Here is a 22,035-nt window from a genome sequence, read left to right on the forward strand (position 1 = left end):
AGAAAATATGATTTCATATGGTTGGGTACTTACTTATACCAAAACAAAGATGCTATCGAGTGCGCTGGAATGCAACCTGACGCGTGCCTCTCACTCATCGGCAAACCAATGCTTTCAGATATAACGGTGAACCGAATATCGCACTGGAACGACCAGACGTATGAATGCGCAAGCCAATAGGCTCACCTTATAGCCGCAGAGTCGGATAACCATACAGCCCTCATCTTTTAACATTTAAAAAGGACGTTTTAACCAACTAAGTACTCGATCATATGAAATCGAATATTTCTGGCTTAGTGGGTAGTTACTGTGCAAGGCACATCGAAGTGAGCATAGCCGTAGCTATGTGATCGTAGATGTAACGCCGCACGACTGCATGGATGCAGGAGATAGAGCAACGCAGGAGCCAGTTGCCGAGAGTGGCTGACCACTGAGCCAGAAAATATGGTTTCGTATGGTTGGGTACTTATATTCCTATAAAATCCAATTTATTGTTCTATCTTATATTAGGTAATGCCTGCTACCAGAGGATAGGAAGTAGCAAACACCTTTTTTATATAGAGCTCTAAAAGCCTTATGAGAAAAAGCACAATTCAGAAAACAACCATAAAAACAACGGCAACCCTAAGGGGACTCACTTTTTGGGCTTGGTCTATTGTCGCACTATTCTATAGTACAACTTCCTTGGCCTTTCTTCCTGATATTAAAAACCCTTTAAACCAGACAAAGTCGATAACGGCCATTTACTCACCTATCGGGGAAGGTGATAGCACCCACTGCATAATCTCCAGTAATGATCGCCCGGAAGCGTTACAGCAGCTGAAAGAATCTCAATGCAATCTGTCTGACTCTGCATCCAATAACCATTATGTTCTACTGACAGTTCGTGATGATCGTGAGGAACTGCGCACATTTCTGATTCAAACCCGACAAATCTTAAACTGGGCTTATATGGCCATTCACATTTGGAAGTTTGCAGATTCCGGCTATAAGTTGCTTAACCCACCTATCTGCCCCTGTTCGGATATGCCAAAAAGCAGAACAACAACCAGCACCTTTTTCTTTTCATATTACTTTCTTTCACTTGCTCACCACGGCTGGGATTACATTTCTTCTTACTTTTATCCCGACCATGCAGAACAAACACCAGTACAGAATATTGAAAATAACGACGCGACGGAAAATGATGGACTTCATACTCTGAAAGAACAGCTTTCTTCAGGTCACTTGTTAACTCTAGCCCTCGATGCGGCGGCGTTAGGATGGGACTGCCAATGCGGCGGCTACTTCAGTGATGCCCAGGGGAATTTCTATTTCAATGGTCATCTCTGGATGTTAATGCTGAATATGGGGATTTTTGCTACAGACTTGGCGCTTGAGTATTTATAATACTCCGTTTGCTCTCTGAGCCAGACGTTCATTCCCTATGAATGGTGGCTCTACAACTGGCACGGAGAAAAGGCTGTGGAAAAGATCACCGTACAAGGTGCCCGCACACACAATCTGAAAAATATAAATCTTGAAATGCCCCGTGACAGCCTGATTGTGATTACCGGCCTGTCCGGTTCTGGTAAATCGTCACTGGCATTCGATACCCTGTACGCTGAGGGCCAGAGACGTTACGTAGAGTCTCTGTCTGCCTATGCTCGCCAATTTCTGTCCATGATGGAAAAGCCGGATGTGGATCATATCGAGGGATTATCACCGGCCATTTCTATCGAGCAAAAATCCACCAGCCACAACCCTCGCTCCACCGTGGGCACCATCACCGAAATATACGACTACCTTCGATTATTGTTTGCCAGAACCGGCATTCCCCGTTGCCCCACCCATCATCTAACGCTGGAAGCTCAGACTGTCAGCCAAATGGTCGACCAGGTTCTGGCGATGCCCGAGGGCACCAAGCTGATGCTGTTGGCACCGGTGGTTCGTGCCCGTAAAGGTGAACACCTGCATGTATTCAGTGAACTGAAAAGCAATGGTTTTATCCGCGCCCGCATCAATGGCATCGTGACCGATCTGGATTCATTGCCCAAGCTGGACAAGAAAAAGAAACACACCATCGAAGTAGTGGTTGACCGATTTAAAGTGCGTGACGACCTGCAGCTGCGACTGTCAGAATCTTTTGAAACCGCACTGGAGCTCACCGATGGTCTGGCCGCCATCAGCTACATGGATGATGACGATGCCAAAGAGAAGAAAGACGACATTGTCTTTTCTTCCCGCTTTGCCTGCCCTGAGTGTGGTTATAGCTTGAATGAACTGGAGCCAAGGCTCTTTTCCTTCAATAACCCGGCAGGAGCTTGTCCAACCTGTGATGGTCTTGGGGTTAAACAATTTTTTGATCAGGATCGCATTGTTCAACACCCTGAACTAACCCTCGCTGAAGGCGCCATTCGAGGATGGGATCGCCGAAGTGTTTACTACTTCCACCTCCTTAAATCCTTGGCAGCCCATTACGGCTTCAGTATTGATACACCATTTGATGATCTGACTGCTACACAGCAAGAGGTCATTCTTCACGGTTCCGGTGATGACGAAGTTAACTTCAGCTACGTAAATGATCGCGGTGACGTTTATAAAAAACGACACCCGTTTGAAGGTATTATTCCAAACTTTGAGCGTCGTTTTCGGGATACAGACTCCCAGTCCGTTCGGGAAGAGCTCACCAAATACCTGAGCACTCAAAATTGCCCATCCTGTAAAGGTGCACGTTTGAGAACGGAAGCTCGCAATGTCTTTGTTCAGGATGAAACCCTGCCTGAACTGGTGAAGCTTCCTGTGGAAAAAGCGCTGGCGTATTTCCAGACACTGGATCTTCCTGGCCGTCGTGGTGAGATTGCCAAGAAGGTCTTAAAAGAGATTTGCGACCGGCTCAGTTTTCTGGTCAATGTGGGTCTTAATTATCTGACGCTTGATCGCAGTGCCGACACGCTTTCCGGTGGTGAAGCTCAGCGAATCCGTCTGGCCAGCCAGATTGGCGCCGGCCTTGTGGGTGTTATGTACATTCTGGACGAGCCAAGCATCGGGCTTCACCAGCGTGATAACGAACGTCTGTTAAGTACCCTGACTCGCCTGCGGGATCTTGGTAATACGGTCATTGTCGTAGAACACGATGAAGACGCTATTCGCAGTGCTGATTATGTGATCGACATTGGTCCCGGGGCCGGTGTGCACGGCGGCACCATTGTTGCGGAAGGCACACCCGATCAGGTTATGAATAATCCGGCATCGGTAACCGGTCAATACCTGTCCGGTATCCGCAAGATAGAAATCCCGGAAAAGAGAACGCCTGTCGATGCGAAAAAAATGCTGAAGCTTTCAGGTTGCACTGGTAACAACCTGAAAAATGTTTCTCTGGAAATTCCGGTGGGTTTAATGACCTGCATTACCGGTGTTTCGGGTTCCGGCAAATCCACATTGATTAACGGTACTCTTTACCCGCTGGCGGCGACCCACCTGAACAAAGCAACCACACTGACCGCCGCTCCGTATAAAAAGCTCTCCGGTATCAGCAACTTTGATAAATGCATTGATATTGACCAGAGCCCCATTGGTAGAACACCAAGATCAAACCCCGCCACCTACACCGGTATTTTCACCGCCATTCGTGATCTGTTTTCTGGCACTCAGGAAGCACGCTCCCGGGGTTACAAGCCCGGTCGTTTCAGTTTCAATGTAAAAGGTGGACGTTGCGAGGCCTGTCAGGGTGACGGGGTTATCAAGGTAGAAATGCACTTCCTGCCGGATATTTATGTGGCCTGTGACGTCTGTAAGGGCAAGCGCTACAACCGTGAAACTTTGGAAGTAAAATACAAGGGCAAAAGCATTGATGAAGTGCTGGCAATGACCGTTGAAGATGCATTGCAATACTTCGATGCCATTCCTGCGGTTAAACGCAAGCTTCAGACGCTCATGGATGTTGGCCTTTCCTATATCCATCTGGGTCAGAATGCGACAACGCTGTCGGGCGGAGAAGCCCAGCGGGTCAAACTGGCAAAAGAGTTGTCAAAACGAGATACCGGAAAGACGTTGTATATTCTTGATGAACCCACCACCGGCCTGCACTTCTACGATATTGAGCAGTTGCTTGCAGTGCTCCATCGTCTGAGAGACCACGGCAACAGTGTAGTGGTGATTGAACACAATCTGGATGTGATTAAAACAGCAGACTGGATTGTTGATCTAGGCCCTGAAGGTGGCGACGGAGGTGGTCAGATCATTGCAGCAGGTACACCTGAAGAGGTCGCAGCAATAGCCGCATCTCATACAGGTAGATTCTTGAAGCCAATGCTTACCTAGTACAGCCAAGCGTTATAAGACATACACCACTGTTCATCCTGAGCGGAGTCGAAGGATCAAAGCACCACACTTCGACTCCGCTCAGTATTAACGGTATGGGTATTAACGTTTCCATACACTAGATCACTTGGATGAAAAGGCTTCTTCCCGAATATAGAATGACGGGTACATTGGCCAAGAGCCCTTAATATCAATATGCCGAACCCCGGTTGGCCATGTGCCCAACGGGGTTTTCCAACGATAAGTCTGAACCGTTGTACCAGTACGCCAATAGTCCATAGCCAAGTTTACATTGGTTGAATCCAGGGGAATGCTGACCTCCCGTTTTGACAAGGGCATCACCGCTTCTTCTACCCGATGTTTACTCCCCGCGCTGGTATAATCAACATTAATAGAAACATAGTGAAGACCATGATTATTGAATATAAACCAGAAATCAGTGATCGGTTTCACCCAGGACATAATAACCTTTTCACCATCCAGTGAAGCAAAAGTAAAAGCCACTGGCACTAATCCCGCATCACTTTTCAACTCTTCAGCTGGCCAGACAAAGCTCAGCACATTACCTTCGCTTTCAATGGAGTTGTAGGCCGCATCACCAGATGCGTGCGATAACATAGCCCTAATGGAAGAAGCCCCACCACTGATCGAAAATGTGGAACGATCACTTAAAGAAGCAATATTCATCCCGCCTTTCCCCATAATCACGCCAGTAATGACACCAAAACCCTGAGAAATCCCTGTTGAGTAGTCATACATCGACTCACTCTCGGCCAGAGAACGGATCAAATCCAAATTGCCTCGAATCACTCGTCCAGCGTCTTTTAGATGAAGTTTCTCCGTTAAAACCCAACGGGTGACCATGGCTCCTTTTTTCTTCAGTGTCCAGCTGGCCTTTACCTCAGCCTGTCCTACTTCTGCGTTTGAAGCCTGTGCATTCGCTTCAAGCTTGGATTCTTTCACATGCTCAGTAGAGAGTTTCATAACCTCACTTAAAGGCGAGGTGATAACCTCATAGTTCTGCAGATATTCACCACTGAACTGGAAAACGCCACTGCTTCGATCTATCAATCCGATAGCACCAGGCTTAATCAAGGGGTCGAGATTGAAGTTCCCCCAATAGTTAGGATGGCTTCGTCGGATCAGATCATTAAAGGTTCTGGTGATGATACCAGGCTCAAGTTTTTTAAAATAATTATCGGCAACAGACTGAGGAATACACCCCACCCCAAGCAGAACAATCAAAAGCTTCAGCCAGCAAACATTATCTGACCTGGTCAGTATAAAGTTCATCCCAGAACCACCCGTTTACTCTTCTTCATGAATGGTGAAGCTCGGATGCTCTGGCCACCAACCCCAGATATCAATGTGTCGCTTACCGGTCAGCCACGTACCTAATGGAGTATTCCAGCTGTCATATTGAACGGTGTAGGGAATACTACCAACGAATTCCAGTTTAAGCGCCAGACTGGTGGCATCAAGGGGAATATCGCCGATAGCCCCTTTTAAAAATCCAGTTATTTCCGTACTTTTTTCTTCTCTGCCATTGGGCGTGTTATAGGAAACCGTTGCAATCACCGCGTAGCTACCGTTGTTCTGAAACACAAGTTCAAAGTCGTTTATTTTATCAATCCATAAGGGAATAACTGTTTCCCCATGGATCGATGCAAAGGTATAAGCGACAGGTACCAGCTCTTCCGCCACCTCATTCGGTGCTGCAGGCCAGACAACAGAAACCACATTACTACTACTTTCTACACTGGAATAACTCGCTGATCCTTTGGCATTGCCCAGCATTCCTTTCAGGCTTTTCCCTTCACCGCTGATACTCCATTGGGCCGAATCCGATACTGACGCAAGATTAACCCCGCCTTTTGCCAATATAACGCCAGTAATAACACCAAACCCCTGAGTAATCTCTCCTGTCAAAGGGTTCAACATATTCATATCTTGCGCCGCAGATTTCAGTAGATCCATGTTTTTCTGAATGGTATCAACCGTATTTGACATGCTTTGCTGTTCAACAATGCTCCACTGAGCCGACATGGCACCTTTAGCATAAAACTCCCATTTTAACGAGACCTCTCCACTGGCCTCTTCCGATTCCGCTGCCATATTAGTTAATACTACATTCGGCCCGACTACATGCTGTGTTGACACTTTTAATTTTTCCGACATCGGAAGCGTTTTCTTTTTCAGATCACTGAGGTGAAGGCCGGAAGGCTGAAATGAAGAATCACTTCCGATCACCCCTATGGCTCCAACAGCGATATTTTTACTGAGACTCCAGTTTCCCCACCAGCCCGGTTTAGCCTCACGGATCAGATTGGTAAACGTGTCTGATAAGTATTCATCTGGCAGCGTATTAAACTGGATATCAACAGCTCTTGCAGGCAGTGCTCCCAACATTAAAGAGGCAGAAATTAAAAAAAAGAAGGCTCTCAGTGTCGTTATCATCATATGGACTCCGCAGATGTAACAGTAGTGAAATGCAATCAAAGCAAACGAGCCTGTAGTATAGACAACAAAAAAAAAGGCACTGTGAGAGTGCCTTTTTTTAGATGCAATGTGTCGCTGATAACTAGATGTGTTTTACTTCATCAATTTCATATTCAACGCTACCGGAGGGTGTATTGACGATCACGACATCGCCCTCTTCCTTGCCAATTAACGCGCGGGCAATAGGGGAGTTCACAGAGATCTTCTGGATCTTGATTTCCGCCTCATCATCACCAACAATTTTGTATTCCACTTCCTGATCATTCTCAAGATTGATCAAGACGACAGTGGTACCAAAAATCACCTTGCCCGTTTTCGCGATGGTGGTGACATCGATCACCATGGCGTTAGACAGCTTGGCTTCGATATCATTAACCCGACCTTCGGCAAAACTCTGCTGCTCCCGGGCAGCGTGATATTCTGCGTTTTCCTTCAGGTCGCCCAGCTCACGGGCTTCTGCAATGGCTGCAGAAATCCGTGGACGCTCGACCTTTTTCAAATGGTTCAGTTCCTCGCGAAGGGCTTTCTCGCCCTCCACTGTCATAGGAATTCTATTCATCCAACGTTACCTTCGTGTAGATCCTGAAGGCGTCTGACCAGTCTCTCTGATCCAAAAGCGATTGAACGCGCAATCGCTTCCGCCCCCGCCATGGTGGTTGTGTATAGCACCTTATTGGTAAGGGCGGAACGGCGAATCAAGTAAGAATCGGCAATAGCCTGACGCCCCTCAGTGGTGTTAATCATGAAGGCTATATCACCATTAACGATCATGTCCACTAAGTGCGGTCTTCCCTGACTCACCTTGTTAATTACCGTAACGGGCAATCCGGCCTCTTCAATCACCTTGGCCGTACCGGAAGTCGCCAGTAATTCGAAGCCAATATCCATGAGCAGACGAGCAACCATGGGCACTTCAGGTTTGTCAAAGTCGCGCACCGACAAAATAACTTTACCACCCTGAGGCAACATCATGTTTTCTGCCAGCTGAGCTTTGTGAAACGCTTCCGGGAAGGTTGCACCAACGCCCATTACTTCACCGGTGGATTTCATCTCCGGGCCGAGAATCGGGTCAACACCCGGGAATTTATTGAACGGGAAAATCGCCTCTTTCACGCTGAAGTAAGGCGGCACAATTTCCGTGGTGAAGTTCAATTCTTCCAGACTCTTGCCCATCATGACACGAGCAGCGACTTTTGCCAGAGAGTGACCAATGCACTTGGAAACAAACGGCACCGTACGGGAAGCACGAGGATTCACCTCAATCACGTAGATCTCGTCGTCCTGAATCGCCAGCTGCACGTTCATCAAGCCGACAACGCCCAGCTCCAGCGCCATGGCACGCACCTGTTCACGAATTTCATCCTGATGACGACGGCTCAGACTGTAAGGTGGCAAAGAACAGCTGGAATCACCGGAATGAATACCCGCCTGTTCGATGTGCTGCATGATGGCACCGATAACCACACGTTCACCGTCGCATACTGCATCCACATCGACCTCAACCGCACGGTTCAGGAAGTAATCCAGCAGAACTGGACTATCATTGGATACCTGTACAGCGTCTTTCATGTAGCGAATCAGTTCATCTTCACCGGCAACGATCTCCATGGCGCGGCCACCGAGAACGTAAGATGGGCGAACCACCAGGGGATAACCAATTTCTTTTGCTTTCTCAACCGCTTGTTCTTCGCTGCGAACTGTCGCGTTTGCTGGCTGCAACAGATCCAGTTTCTGGATCATCTGCTGGAAGCGTTCGCGATCTTCCGCACGGTCGATGGCTTCCGGGCTGGTGCCAATAATAGGCACGCCTTCCGCCTCAAGGGCACGAGCCAGTTTCAGAGGGGTTTGTCCACCGAACTGAACGATAACGCCTTTTGGTTTTTCAACGTCGATAATGGCCAGCACATCTTCCAGTGTGATTGGCTCAAAATAGAGACGATCCGAGGTGTCGTAGTCCGTAGAAACAGTTTCCGGATTACAGTTCACCATAATGGTTTCGTAACCGTCTTCCCGGGCGGCCAGTGCTGCGTGAACGCAGCAGTAGTCGAACTCGATGCCCTGACCAATTCGGTTCGGGCCACCGCCGATCACCATGATTTTTTCACGGTTGGACGGTTCTGCTTCACACTCTTCATCGTAGGAAGAGTACATGTACGCTGTCGTGGACTGGAATTCTGCCGCGCAAGTATCCACTCTTTTGTAAACTGGCTTGATACCCAGCTGACGACGATGATTTCTTATTTCAGACTCATCAATGTTCAGCACTTGTGCCAGACGTTCATCACTGAAACCTTTCTGCTTCAGACGGAACAGACGCTCTTTGCTGATAGTTGCCAGCGTTTCTGTGGTCAGTACGGTTTCTTCTTTGACCAGATCTTCAATCTGCACCAGGAACCATGGATCAATCTTGCACTCGGCAAACACTTCTTCCAACGTCATGCCCGCACGGAACGCATCAGCAACGTAGTAAATGCGCTCCGCTTTCGGGATAACGAGCTCACGACGGATGACGGATAAAGCATCGGCTTTTTCGTCCGCAGAGCAATCATCCAGTTTGAAATCAAACATGGAGTTAAAACCGGTGGCGCCGGTTTCCAAACCACGCAGTGCTTTCTGCATCGATTCCTGGAATGAACGACCAATGGCCATGACTTCACCCACGGATTTCATCTGAGTGGTCAGACGATCATCAGCCTGTGGGAATTTCTCGAAGGCAAACCGTGGAATTTTGGTAACAACGTAATCAATAGACGGTTCAAACGACGCTGGAACAATACCGCCGGTGATTTCGTTGCTCAGCTCATCCAGCGTATAACCCACGGCCAGCTTGGCAGCAACACGGGCAATGGGGAAACCCGTGGCTTTAGAGGCGAGAGCCGACGAACGAGACACCCGCGGGTTCATTTCGATCACTACCATACGGCCCGTATCCGGGCAGATGCCAAACTGTACGTTAGAGCCGCCGGTCTCCACACCAATCTCACGCAGCACCGCAATGGATGCGTTCCGCATGATCTGGTATTCCTTATCCGTAAGAGTTTGCGCAGGCGCTACGGTGATGGAGTCCCCAGTATGCACGCCCATGGGGTCAAAGTTTTCGATGGCACAAACAATGATGCAGTTATCCTTACGGTCACGCACCACTTCCATCTCATACTCTTTCCAGCCGATCAGCGACTCATCAATCAACAGTTCGCTGGTCGGTGACAGATCCAATCCACGGAAACAAATCTCTTCGAATTCCGCTTTGTTATAGGCAATACCACCACCGGTACCGCCCATAGTAAACGACGGACGAATGATACAAGGGAAGCCCACCTGCTCAAGAACCGCACGGGCTTCTTCCATGGTATGAGCAATGCCGGAATTCGGTGTTTCAAGGCCGATATTCTTCATCGCCGTATCAAACAGTTGGCGATCTTCCGCTTTATCGATGGCTTCCTGATTGGCACCAATCATGGCGACGTTGTATTTGTCCAACACGCCTTTATGGAACAGATCCAGCGCACAGTTCAGTGCCGTCTGACCGCCCATGGTGGGCAAGATCGCATCAGGGCGTTCTTTCTCGATGATTTTTTCCACGGTTTCCCAACGGATCGGCTCAATATAGGTTGAGTCCGCCATGGTCGGGTCGGTCATGATCGTCGCGGGGTTGGAGTTCACCAGAATAACCCGGTAACCCTCTTCCTTCAGGGCTTTACAAGCCTGAGCGCCGGAGTAGTCAAACTCACAGGCCTGGCCAATAATAATCGGTCCAGCCCCGAGGATCAGAATGCTTTCTATGTCAGTACGTTTTGGCATTTTCTTTCAATCTTAATCGTTTCAGGGATGGTTATTTTGCTGCTTTCAGCAAGTCGACAAAGCGATCAAACAGACACGCCACATCGTGCGGCCCCGGGCTTGCTTCCGGATGCCCCTGGAAACTGAAAGCCGGGCGATCGGTTCGCTCAATACCTTGCAAGCTGCCATCGAACAGTGATTTATGGGTCGCCTTTAAGGTGTCTGGCAAAGAATCTTCCGCTACGGCAAAACCATGGTTTTGGCTGGTGATCATCACCTGACTGGTGGCCAAGTCCTGCACCGGATGGTTGGCACCGTGGTGACCAAACTTCATCTTTTCGGTCTTGGCACCACTGGCCAACGCCAATAGTTGGTGCCCAAGGCAAATACCAAAAACAGGCAACGACGTTTCGAGAATTTCTTTGATGGCCGCAATTGCGTAATCGCATGGCTCGGGGTCACCGGGGCCGTTGGACAGGAAAACACCGTCCGGATTCATGGCCAGCACTTCACTGGCGGGGGTTTGCGCCGGCACCACCGTCAGACGACAACCCCGCTGTACTAACATACGCAGAATGTTGCGTTTAACACCGAAGTCGTAAGCCACCACATGGAATGGCAAGTCGGTCACTTCAGCGTGGCTGTCAGTCTCAAGGCTCCAGACGCCTTCCGTCCAGGAATAAGATTCTTTAGCCGTGACCTCTTTCGCCAGGTCCATACCTTTAAGACCCGGAAACGCTTTAGCCTTGGCAAGCGCAACCGCCTCATCAGCAGCATCCCCAGCAATAATGCAGCCATTCTGAGCACCTTTTTCCCGTAGAATGCGAGTCAGCCTGCGGGTATCAATACCGGCGATGGCGACAATGTTGCGGGATTTAAGGTATTCATCGAGGGACATTTTGCTGCGCCAGTTGCTGGCTAACAGGGGAAGGTCTTTAATCACCAGGCCGGCGGCTTGGATTTGGGGGGATTCTTCGTCTTCCGGAGTGATTCCGGTATTACCAATATGAGGATAGGTGAGAGTAACAATCTGGCGGGAATAGGAAGGGTCAGTGAGGATTTCCTGGTATCCGGTCATTGCCGTATTGAATACCACCTCACCACTGGTCTCACCATCCATACCGATGGCAATTCCCTGGAAAATACTACCGTCTTCCAGAGCTAAAACAGCCGTCTTAGTCAAAGGATCCTCCCCGTCTTAACAATGCGTTTCCAATGCCCTGAACGCTACAGGCTGTTGACAATCCAGATTGCAGACCCAAAAAAAACGAGATGTTTTTAAAAAAACCATCTCGCTTTTGTCTCATCATTGGGCGCGCATTTTGCCACCAGCACTATAAATTCAATGCAAATTTTTCTTATTTGACCACAAGAGGGAGTAATTGTCCATATAATAATAACAAAAATTACTTAGAAACCGTCCCAAAATAAGATCCACATTTACTGAGGCCTTTAAGCGTCGTGGGGACGTTATCCGTTTCCGTATTCCGCAAAAGCGCGAGTGGCTCAAGCTTTTTCGGACTACGGGCTACGGGCTACGGACAACGTTAATTCAAATGTGGAAGTTATTTCAGGACAAACCCTTAAGGCCCAGCACATCCTGCATATCAAACAGGCCTGATTGCTTATCAGCAAGAAACTTCACTGCCCTGACAGAGCCTCGAGCATAAATCTCACGACCGCTGGCTTTATGGGTAATTTCAACACGCTCACCTTCACAGGCAAAAAGCACCGTGTGATCACCAATCACATCGCCGGCACGCACCGTAGCAAAACCAATGGTTTCTCGATCTCTTGGCCCGGTATAACCTTCACGGCCATAAACGGCGCATTTTTCGAGATCACGCCCCAAAGTATCAGCGACCACTTCGCCCATTTTCAAAGCAGTGCCGGATGGAGAATCCACTTTGTGACGATGATGAGCTTCAATGACTTCAACATCTGCATCATCTCCCAGCACTTTGGCCGCCATTTCCAGCAGCTTAAAGACCAGGTTCACACCGATGCTCATGTTAGGCGCAAAAACAATGGCCGTTTCTTCCGCCGCTTTCGCCAGCGTATTTTTCTGATCAGCACTTAAACCGGTGGTACCAATCACAATGCCTTTGCCATGCTGACGACACAGTTCAACGTGCTTCATAGTTAATTCAGGGGAAGTAAAGTCGATCAGGACATCGAAGTCGTTCACTGCGGCAGCCAGATCATCAGTGAGTTTGACTCCCTGAGTATCAACACCCACCAGATCACCCGCATCGACACCCAGCAGGTTATCTCCAGGTTTGACGATAGCAGCACCCAGAGCACACTGATCATCGCCGGCAACAGCTTCTACCAGCATTCGCCCCATTCTTCCTGCGGCTCCAACTACGGCAACTCTGGTCACATTCTCTCCTTATTCGATTCCATATAACCAAATGCTGAGATTGACTACAGCACATGTTGAACGCATTTTCTTTCAAATGCCCCATTCTAGCAGAGTTTTCTCCAAACAATACAAATCTACTGTCGCTAATCAACCCAGTTTTTCACCTCACACCAAGTGGTTCCCATCGATCAAGGAATAGGGTGCTCTCCCAGCCTGATAACTGACTAATAAGTCCACTTTCTGCTTACCAGAGAGAATATTCTACCAACGTTACTCCCATCGGCCCTTACTTTGAATCAGTGATCTTGTATTCAGAAGCACTTCTGCTCCGGTTGCTTTCCATCGCATGCCTGAGGAACAGGCCTTTGTTTGACCAATGTCTTACAAGCTGCTTCCATTACTTCTGAACCTATTGGCCGTTGCCGCTTAAGAGCCTGATGATAATTCATCAGCTGATGGTTGTTGGTGAAGTAAGTTACCGCGTTATAACGCTTCTTTATCAGGGCAGTTTTTTTCTTTAGGCAGCTCTGCTGACTCAATCTAATGCGGGATCTTTTTAGCAACACCTGACTTATGTTTTAAGTAGTGAAGCCTGTCTTCAAGCCACAGTTTGCGCTTGGCTTTGCTGGTTGGTAAGAGTGCTTCCGCCAAACCTCCCAGATATCTTGAGCCATGGTAAAGTCGTGTATCTGCCCTGAAGTATGCTGTTTTAAAAAACGCCATGGCTAGATTTCCATGCGAGAGATTTTGCAAACCTGGGTGTTGCTGATCCGATGATTTTTGCATTCATATCTAAAGGCGACAACTTGATACCACCCCTGACTGACGCCCTGATAGACAGAACGCTTGAAGGGAACTTTTCCATACATGGATTCTTAGTGTTTCAGGGCTTTGCCCTTGCAACTCCACTTTTGCTTATTGACGACAACGGGTTATTTATTGGCTGACTCAAAGATTCCGAGCAACTCTTGGGTCCCCAGCCTCTCTGAGTGTTTTTTCAGACTGTTTTCAAGATCAAGCATGCAGCCTTGCTTAATAGGAACCTCTATCTGTAGAACGATCTTCTCACGATTACTGAAAACAATTGAAGAAGGCATGTCGTCTATTATGAAATGCGGCTTTTTATAAAACCCATACAAATAGAGCTCTCTTGCTTCAATTCTTCAGAGAGAGCACCAAAGAAATAAGTATCAAAACCTCTTTGAAGGAAACGTTTTTAGGTATTTATACAGCGCTCAACCTTTTTGAAAATAAACTACTCTGATTACGCTAAAGTAGTTTGAAAAATGGAATTAAATATTTCTGAATGAGTGGATAGTTTCTAGGATGCTGACCACTTAACCAGAAAATATGATGTTATTTGGCTAACTACTTAACTGATGTACGGGACCGATTAGCTCATCAGAAAAGCTGCTAAAGAAATCAATCGACAAACCAATTAATAATTAAGCATCTCATTAATGGAGAATCTTATGCCTTTAGGTTCACTTAGCGATTCCATGCCCATGCTACATCGTCGAACAGTCTACGATGCAGAAACCCCTCCACAAACAAAACCTGAAAACACCTCTAAAAGCTTTGTTAATCGCTGTACAAAGCCGATTTCACTAGAAAAAATGCTTTTAGACTTAGAAACCGGTCTCGTCCACTCGGATTTGGCCAGATTAAATCGATCAGGGAAAGAAATATTTAAGGATGGTACATTATCTCTGGCCAAGGATGTTCTTACTCGTTTCAATATTGCATCGCCAATCTTCGACTTTATAGAATTTTTAAATCAATCTTCCGATAAAACTGAAAGGGCAATAAAAAGCATCATTGCGGATAAAGTTAATATACTGTCTTCTAATGATCCGAAAAAATTGAAGCAATTAAGTGAATTAAAAATTTTAAAATATATTAATAAAACAAATAAATATGCCCTTGGAAATGAAAACCCGTACCCTAAAAACCATAGTCAATTGATCATTCAGATGATGAAAGATACTTGCCGTGGCTTGAATGATGAAGACAACATAAAGTCTCTTAATTCTCATGCACTTTCAATACTTGAATCGTTAAATAACACCCCATTAGCAATTGAAGACGACAACCTTCCTGAAGCGTTCGAATCTGGCATTTATCCCTGCACCCCAGATACGATCATGTACAAGTTTCAATCATTACTTCATACTAAAATGGACTTCGATAAAAATAAGGAAGCGATCATTAAAGCTTTCATCAATGAATGTTCCGTGATGCATAATTTCTATCTCAAGTTAGGAGCATGTATTGTAGACGCTGAATCCAAGATACTTGAAAAAACAATAACAGAAATTACCAATTTTAAATCCAGTCAAACTACAACAGGATCTCTTTCGAGCTTACTTAAAAGCATGGCCGATGGAGCGGACAAATACGGCCCTTTAATTTACCTAATCATTCTGGCTACAGCTCTTCTGGAAAGAGGAGTCGCGACCCCAGTAAAAATGGCTAGGCTAGCTGTTATATTAGGACCTATCATAGCCAATTCATCTGCATCGGCTACGGCTTCACCTACAAACCTGAAAGACTCAATTGGTGATAAGGCATTCGACGATATAGAAAACCTGTTCAGCGCAAATAACGTTGAAGATATAAAAATGAAACCTGCAAACCTGGGGGCATCAGCTTTTGCGGCCATGGTTTATTTTATTGGCACCGCGAAAAATGCCGCCGAGAGGAGCAAAGGTGCAAATCTCGAAAGCCCCTCTGAAAATCTTATTCAAAAATTGTTTATCGAATTAAGAGATGCATTTCAGAAAAAAGAGCTTGATGAAAATCGTAAAGACCTAGGCGGCCCAGATGAATTTGTCAACCTAGTCAAAACAACGACGGATAATTTTGTCAATAAAGCTGGTGTCGCCGCCACATATTTACGTGCATGCTTGAATGTAGCCTTTGAGTTCAAACCTGCACTGCCTAACGTTGCTAGTTTGGATCTTGCTTATTCTATCGCCAATCGGTTATTTGTGCCGGCATTAGTGATAGAATCTGAAGGCATGAAACAAGACACCATTGTAGAAAACGAAAAATATGCAATCAAAATAGCCAAACTTAAAAAATATAGTAATCAGCCCCTTACCAAGGCAGAGAAAGACATGCTAGGCTATGACCAAAAGCAACCAAGTAACTATGCAAATTCAAGATTCAAAACCAACTGCGCTTCATTTGCTTCATGCGGTATAGTCACAACAGTTACTTTTGTTGATTTGGTTGCAACCTTATTCAATACTTCTGATATAATGTCACACAAAGAGATAGATCCGAGCTACCCCAATACTTTGCCTATCTGGTCAAGTGCTATTCCAGGTACCGAGAATTGGACTCAACCGATGAATCTTCTCTTTTTCTTTAAGTCGTTGCCATCTGTTGCCGCAATATTTGCTTTGCTTGAAACGCATCTCTGGTCTGCAGACTATAACGTTCATGATATGAGACTCCTTGGCCACTGCGTTGCCCGGAACGTTTTCGGTTTTATTCCCGCCATATTATGGGAATTCAGCTCCACACTTCTTACTATATGGGCGAATATTATTGACACGCTCATTGTTACTTATAGTCAGGATAAGGGAGCTGCGGACTCAAAACGAAAAGCTGATATTTGTCGTAAGCTGGAACTCCTGAAATATTGCATCCAGACCGTAATTTATACGAGGGAGACTGGAGGTCAATCCAATGCGAGTGAAGCACCAACATCTGTCACCTCTGTGAATGAGCTGCTTCAGACCTCTAAAAACATAAGAGAAGAAAGCCTACCACCATCACATGACCAGTTACCTGAACAAACCACACCACAACAGGCACAAACACCGATCACAACCGCTGAACATAGCCCTCCAACCTCAGTTGCAGAGTTTTATTCTACCTACATTGATAAGATGAAGATAGATTTGTTATCTACTAATGCAGTGAAAAGAGCTGAGTCTGCCATTGTAGGTTTTGACCCTCGAAAAGGCTTAACGCCAGAGGATGAACATCTACTCTTAAAGGAAGAAGCTGCAAAACTTACGATTGAGGACATTGACTAACTTCGAAAAATGCGCAAGGGGGCAATCCGCTATTCAGGAAAAAGAATAGTTCTGCTGAGTGGGCAGCAAGACTGAAGGATGAAAAGCAAAATAAGGAAGACAAAGCCTTACCTACTTTGCATGGTACCTCCCAGGTCATCGCTGAATATTCAGCCATATAGCGCAATAGTTAAAAGTGTGTTGTATTGTTCCTCAGAAATTGCACCATCCATTGTGCTACCAAAGCACCTTCGTGAGCCTTCGACAGAGATTTAAGACCGATCTCTGTCGTTTGCTTGCCAATCAAATCCCGCCGTAAACTCATCAAAGATTTAGAAAACTCCCGAAAAAACTCCGGATGCCCCTGAATACCCAGCAGGCAGTCATCGTACTGAATCATATAAGCAGGGCAAAAAACACTACCAGCAATGATGCGGCCCATCTCAGGAACATCCAGAACCTGATCCTGATGGCTTACCAACAGTTTGAAGTTATCTCTATCCGGCTTCATCCAGAAAGGGTGCTCGTAGATCTGGTTATCGGAAATACCAACACCCCAGCCTTTATCTGAGCGAGCTACTTCACCCCCCAGTGCTTTTGCAATGATTTGATGACCAAAACAGATGCCCACCAATTTCTTTTTTTGTTCAAACACAACCCGGACAAATGCCTCTAATGGTGCTATCCACGGAAGGTCATCATTAGCACCATGTTTACTGCCAGAAATAATCCAGCCATCACACTCATCAACAGACGACGGGAACTCCATATCAATCAACCGCCAAGTGGTCAGTTCAATGGAAGGCTCGACCTGCTGTAACAGAGTCGCAAACATTTCCGGATAGTTTCCGTAAATTTTTTGAAGCTTTGGATGCACATCATCACACAACAGCAGACCAATATTCATAAGCGCCCTCTTACGGCAGCAATAAACAATTGCTGATACTCCTCAACAGAAAATGCAATAGGGTTCCCACCCGCTGAAGGGTCTGCAAATGCCATTTCACCTACCTTTTCAAAATCATCGTCTTGAATGCCTATCTCGGCAAGGGTGTGAGGAATCCCTAGATCAGCGCGAAGCTTCAAAATCCAATTCAGAAACGTATCAAAACCAGGGTTATCCAAACGGAGATAACGACTCAAATCGGTCAGTCGATCTGATACTGCGGATTGATTAGCCTTTAAGACATAAGGCATCAGCACTGCGTTAAGAAGACCGTGGTGCGCATCGAATAATGCCCCCAACGGGTGAGCCAACGCGTGCATGGCACCAAGGCCTTTTTGAAAGGATGTCGCCCCCATAGTCGAGGCCACCAGCATCTGGGTTCGCGCTTCAAGATCATTGCCATCAGCAACAGCCGTTGGAAGATATTCTTTGATTAACCGAATACCTTCCAGCGCAATACCCTGTGCCATTGGGTGATAATGGGGTGAACAAAAAGCTTCCAGATTATGAGACAGTGCATCTATACCAGTAGCCGCCGTTATTTTTGCCGGTAAACCGCAAGTCAGAACCGGATCAAGAATGACAATCTCTGGCAACATTCTGGGGTGAAAGATAATTTTCTTAACCTTCAACCCTTCATGGGTAATGACCGATGACCGCCCCACTTCAGAACCGGTGCCAGCAGTGGTTGGCACCGCTACAACAGGCACCATGCCATCGACATTTACCCGTGTAAAGTAATCGCCAATGTCTTCAAAATCCCATATTGGGCGATCCTGCCCAACCATCAACGCAATGGCTTTTGCTGCATCCAAGGCCGAGCCACCGCCAAAAGCAATAACCCCATCGTGGTCGCCTGCTTTAAAAGCTGAAACACCGGCATCAACATGAGCACCTGTAGGGTTACCCTTAATATCGGAAAACAATCCGCAGCCGTTTAATGTCTTACGACAATGTTCAACTGCCTGCTCCACCATGGGTAAAGAAGCAAGCCCCGGATCAGTCACCAGCAATGGATTGAAAAAGCCAAGCTCCTGACAGCTTTCTGGTAACTCTCTAATACGCCCAGCGCCCACGCGAACATTGGTGGGGTAATTCCAGTTTGCGGTATAGTTTTTGGTCGTCATAACGCCTCTGTTACTTCTTATTCTTTTAACGGTTATGGCTGTTTTATATGAAAAGACTTGGGCCGAGTAAGAGCGTCATACCCCAACACCGACAAAGTGCAACCTCGCCCAGAGTTTTTGATGCCTGTCCAGGCCAGTCCCGGGTCTAAATAATCACACCGATTAATAAAAAATGTGCCGGTTTGAACTCGTTCACCCAATTCGATTCCAGCTTCAACATCCTGCGTAAAAATGGCAGCGGTTAAGCCAAACTCACTGTCGTTCATCAAACCAATGGCCTCGTCATCGGAACGGACTTTTTGCACGCCAACCACAGGACCAAAGCTTTCTTCAGTCATCACCCGCATGGAGTGATCAACATTGGTTAATAGCTGAGGTGCTAAATAAGGTGTGCCTGCTTGATCCATAGGAAACTCCGAAGGATCTATATGAGCTAATGCGCCCTGAGCTATCGCATCATTTATCTGCTGTCGTACAAAATCCGCAGCACCGGCTTTCACCAAGGGCCCTAAAGTGGTTGTCGGGTCATCAGGCCGACCAAGACGATAGGTTTTAACCAGCGCCACCGCTTTTTCTAAAAAATCATCATAAACGGCTTCATGTACATAAATCCGCTCAATACCACAGCACGATTGCCCGGAATTAAAAAAAGCACCATCAATCACCGTGGCAACGGCGGAATCCAAATCAGCATCTTCACGAACATAGGCCGGGTCTTTCCCCCCAAGCTCCAGTCCCATGCCGATAAAACGCCCTGCGGCTGCCTTTTCCACAGAAGCTCCCCCAGGCACTGACCCCGTAAAAGCAACATGGGCGACCTGATCGGCTTTGATCAGGTACTCCGTATCCTGATGAGACATGTGCAAATATTGAAAGACACCTTCAGGCAAACCCGCCTCGGTAAATGCATTTACCAGACGCTCGGCGCATAATGGCGTTTGTGCAGAATGTTTTAGCAGAACCGAATTACCTGCCATTAAAGCGGGCATAATACTGTTAATGGCTGTCAGCAAAGGAAAGTTCCAGGGCGCTATAATTAGCACAATGCCGAGTGCTTCTTTCTTGATGTATCGAGTAAATCCTTCCTTCTCTGGCAAGATAACAGGGCTCAATGCTTCTTCCGCCACCGAAATCATGTGGCGGGCACGCTCTTCAAACCCTGCCACTTCACCACCAGCGTATTGAATAGGCCGCCCCATTTGCCAGGTAATTTCCCAGGCAATGTCGTCTTGTTGGCTAACAAAAATATCAACGGCGTTAGTGCAGATCTCTGCCCGTTGATTCACACTTAATAATTGCCATGCTTTTTGCGCACTGACTGCCTGAGTTAATGCCAAATCAATTTGATTCTGCGTTGCGAGTTTTCGCTCCACATAAACCTGCCCATCCACTGGTGAGATGGTTTGCTGAACATCTGTCATGATGATTTCTCAAATAATTTCGAAATAACGATCCATTTCCCAATCCGTAATGTGCTTACGGAATTCACGCTCTTCCCACTCGCGACTGGCAGCGTAATGATCGACAAAATCATCCCCTAACATAGAGCGCGCAGCACTGGACTGTTTGAATTTCTGAGCCGCATCCCAAAGTGTTGAAGGTAATGCTAACTCTGGTGAATGCTGTTGTTCATAGGCATTGCCTTTTACCTGCACTTCAGGCTCCCATTCATTAATAATGCCCTGCAGGCCAGAAGCCAAAGCAGCGGCCAGAGAAAGGTAAGGGTTGGCATCCGCAGAACCAAGGCGATATTCCACCCGCTGGGATTTATCGGAACCGGGAATCACTCGCAATGCTGTCGTACGATTTTCTACACCCCAGGTGGCATCGGTGGGTGCCCAGAAACCGGGAATCAGTCGTGTATAACTGTTCACCGTTGGGGCAATCATTGGCAGGAATTCAGGCATTAGTCTTTGTTGACCAGCGATGAAATGCCGTTGAATTTTACTGATATTGTTTTGATGATCAGGATCGTAAAAAGCGGACTTACCATCGGATTTATTGCGAAGAGACAAATGAATATGACCGCTCTGTCCCGGATAATCTCCAGACCATTTCGCCATAAACGTCGCCATCAGTTCATTGCGCTGAGCCAGCACTTTGATGAACGTTTTAAACAGTGCCGCCTTATCTGCAGCATTAATCGCTGAATCAACCGTGATGGCTGCTTCGATAACGCCCGGACCTGTTTCGGTATGGATACCTTCAATGGGAAAATCCATTGTCTCACCGAGGTTGAGAATCTGATGATACAGGTCTGAATGAACAGAATTTCTAAGAATGGAATATCCAAACCAATCTGGCGTCAGTGGTTTGAGATTTCTAAACCCTTTTTCCCGGGCTGATTCTGGCGTTTCCTGAAACATAAAGAATTCATATTCCAGAGCACCAAACACATCAAAACCCAACTCATCAGCTTTGTCGATAACCCTTCGTAATGTGCCGCGAGGACAAAGTGCTTCTGCCTGTTCTGAGAATTCCCCCATAAACAGCAACATGCCATCTTCAAAAGGAATTTCACGACAAGTCTCCGGTAAAATTCTGACAGGAGCATCAGGATAGCCGGTATGCCAGCCCGTATAGTTAACATTATCGTAAAGCTGATCCTTACTGTCCCAACCCAGAATCACATCACAGAAGGCAAAACCATTTTCCAGGGCAGAAAAAAACTTGGCTTTGCTCATGTACTTGCCGAGCATGACGCCATCGTTATCGAACAAGCCCACTTTTACATGGCTTAACCCCCGTTCTTCAACGATTCGTTTGGCATCGGCTACAGTTTTCACATCTCTGGGGTTCTGCATACCGCTCACTCCATTGTTTTTATTCTTGTTTTAAAAAGCCGGGTAACGCTTTACCCGGCCTATCCCTTAAGTACCCAACCATATGAAACCATATTTTCTGGCTTAGTGGTCAGCCACTCTACTGCGTTACATCTGCGATTACATAGCTATAGCTATGCTCACTCCGATGTGCCTTGCATAGTAA

At 46.8% G+C, this 22,035-nt stretch carries 14 protein-coding genes; 3 read left to right on the plus strand and 11 right to left on the minus strand.

The genetic code is table 11. The features are described 5' to 3' along the window. The first annotated feature begins 684 nt into the window (after positions 1-684). Entirely contained in the window at positions 685-1,389 is a 705-nt protein-coding gene (locus Q1B11_RS05165) for a hypothetical protein (protein WP_299728632.1), read from the plus strand. Between the two features lie 75 nt (positions 1,390-1,464). After that, a complete protein-coding gene (uvrA, locus tag Q1B11_RS05170) occupies positions 1,465-4,302 on the plus strand; it encodes an excinuclease ABC subunit UvrA (RefSeq protein ID WP_299728635.1) in 2,838 nt (945 codons plus the stop codon). Positions 4,303-4,425: 123 nt separating this feature from the next. Here the strand turns inward: uvrA and Q1B11_RS05175 are convergent, their stop codons facing one another. The 7 genes from Q1B11_RS05175 to Q1B11_RS05205 form a co-directional block, all read right to left on the minus strand. Further along, positions 4,426-5,595, minus strand: coding sequence for a hypothetical protein (locus Q1B11_RS05175; protein WP_299728638.1), 1,170 nt, complete (start codon positions 5,593-5,595; stop codon positions 4,426-4,428). A 15-nt stretch (positions 5,596-5,610) separates the two neighbouring features. Continuing rightward, positions 5,611-6,762 (minus strand): hypothetical protein, encoded by a 1,152-nt coding sequence (locus Q1B11_RS05180; protein WP_299728641.1) that lies wholly within the window; start codon positions 6,760-6,762, stop codon positions 5,611-5,613. Between the two features lie 121 nt (positions 6,763-6,883). Beyond that, positions 6,884-7,360, minus strand: a complete 477-nt coding sequence (gene greA / locus Q1B11_RS05185; RefSeq protein WP_299728644.1) for a transcription elongation factor GreA — start codon at positions 7,358-7,360, stop codon at positions 6,884-6,886. After that, positions 7,357-10,602, minus strand: a complete 3,246-nt coding sequence (gene carB / locus Q1B11_RS05190; protein ID WP_299728647.1) for a carbamoyl-phosphate synthase large subunit — start codon at positions 10,600-10,602, stop codon at positions 7,357-7,359. Before carB ends, greA begins: the two co-directional genes overlap by 4 nt. Before the next feature lie 31 nt (positions 10,603-10,633). Then, complete coding sequence (gene carA, locus Q1B11_RS05195; protein WP_299728650.1) at positions 10,634-11,764, minus strand: glutamine-hydrolyzing carbamoyl-phosphate synthase small subunit; 1,131 nt, start codon at positions 11,762-11,764, stop codon at positions 10,634-10,636. Positions 11,765-12,151: 387 nt separating this feature from the next. Further along, the gene (gene dapB / locus Q1B11_RS05200; protein ID WP_299728653.1) at positions 12,152-12,964 is read right to left on the minus strand and encodes a 4-hydroxy-tetrahydrodipicolinate reductase; all 813 of its coding nucleotides are present in this window, start codon (positions 12,962-12,964) and stop codon (positions 12,152-12,154) included. Positions 12,965-13,486: 522 nt separating this feature from the next. After that, complete coding sequence (locus Q1B11_RS05205; RefSeq protein WP_299728656.1) at positions 13,487-13,732, minus strand: hypothetical protein; 246 nt, start codon at positions 13,730-13,732, stop codon at positions 13,487-13,489. Between the two features lie 686 nt (positions 13,733-14,418). Here Q1B11_RS05205 and Q1B11_RS05210 point away from each other — a divergent pair. Then, entirely contained in the window at positions 14,419-16,995 is a 2,577-nt protein-coding gene (locus Q1B11_RS05210) for a hypothetical protein (protein ID WP_299728659.1), read from the plus strand. A 169-nt stretch (positions 16,996-17,164) separates the two neighbouring features. On the opposite strand, the gene Q1B11_RS05215 is transcribed toward Q1B11_RS05210, so the two are convergent. From Q1B11_RS05215 to Q1B11_RS05230, 4 genes are read right to left on the minus strand one after another with little or no spacing between them, the layout of a single operon-like run. Further along, a complete protein-coding gene (locus Q1B11_RS05215; protein WP_299728661.1) occupies positions 17,165-17,881 on the minus strand; it encodes a GMP synthase in 717 nt (238 codons plus the stop codon). Continuing rightward, on the minus strand, positions 17,878-19,047 hold the full coding sequence (locus Q1B11_RS05220; RefSeq protein ID WP_299728663.1) for an iron-containing alcohol dehydrogenase: 1,170 nt from the start codon (positions 19,045-19,047) through the stop codon (positions 17,878-17,880). Before Q1B11_RS05220 ends, Q1B11_RS05215 begins: the two co-directional genes overlap by 4 nt. 32 nt (positions 19,048-19,079) lie before the next feature. Continuing rightward, positions 19,080-20,468 (minus strand): aldehyde dehydrogenase family protein, encoded by a 1,389-nt coding sequence (locus Q1B11_RS05225; protein WP_299728665.1) that lies wholly within the window; start codon positions 20,466-20,468, stop codon positions 19,080-19,082. A gap of 9 nt (positions 20,469-20,477) precedes the next feature. Beyond that, positions 20,478-21,851, minus strand: a complete 1,374-nt coding sequence (locus Q1B11_RS05230) for a glutamine synthetase (protein ID WP_299728667.1) — start codon at positions 21,849-21,851, stop codon at positions 20,478-20,480. Between the last annotated feature and the right edge of the window lie 184 nt (positions 21,852-22,035).

The sequence above is a fragment of the uncultured Endozoicomonas sp. genome (genome assembly GCF_947495845.1).
GTDB lineage: Bacteria > Pseudomonadota > Gammaproteobacteria > Pseudomonadales > Endozoicomonadaceae > Endozoicomonas.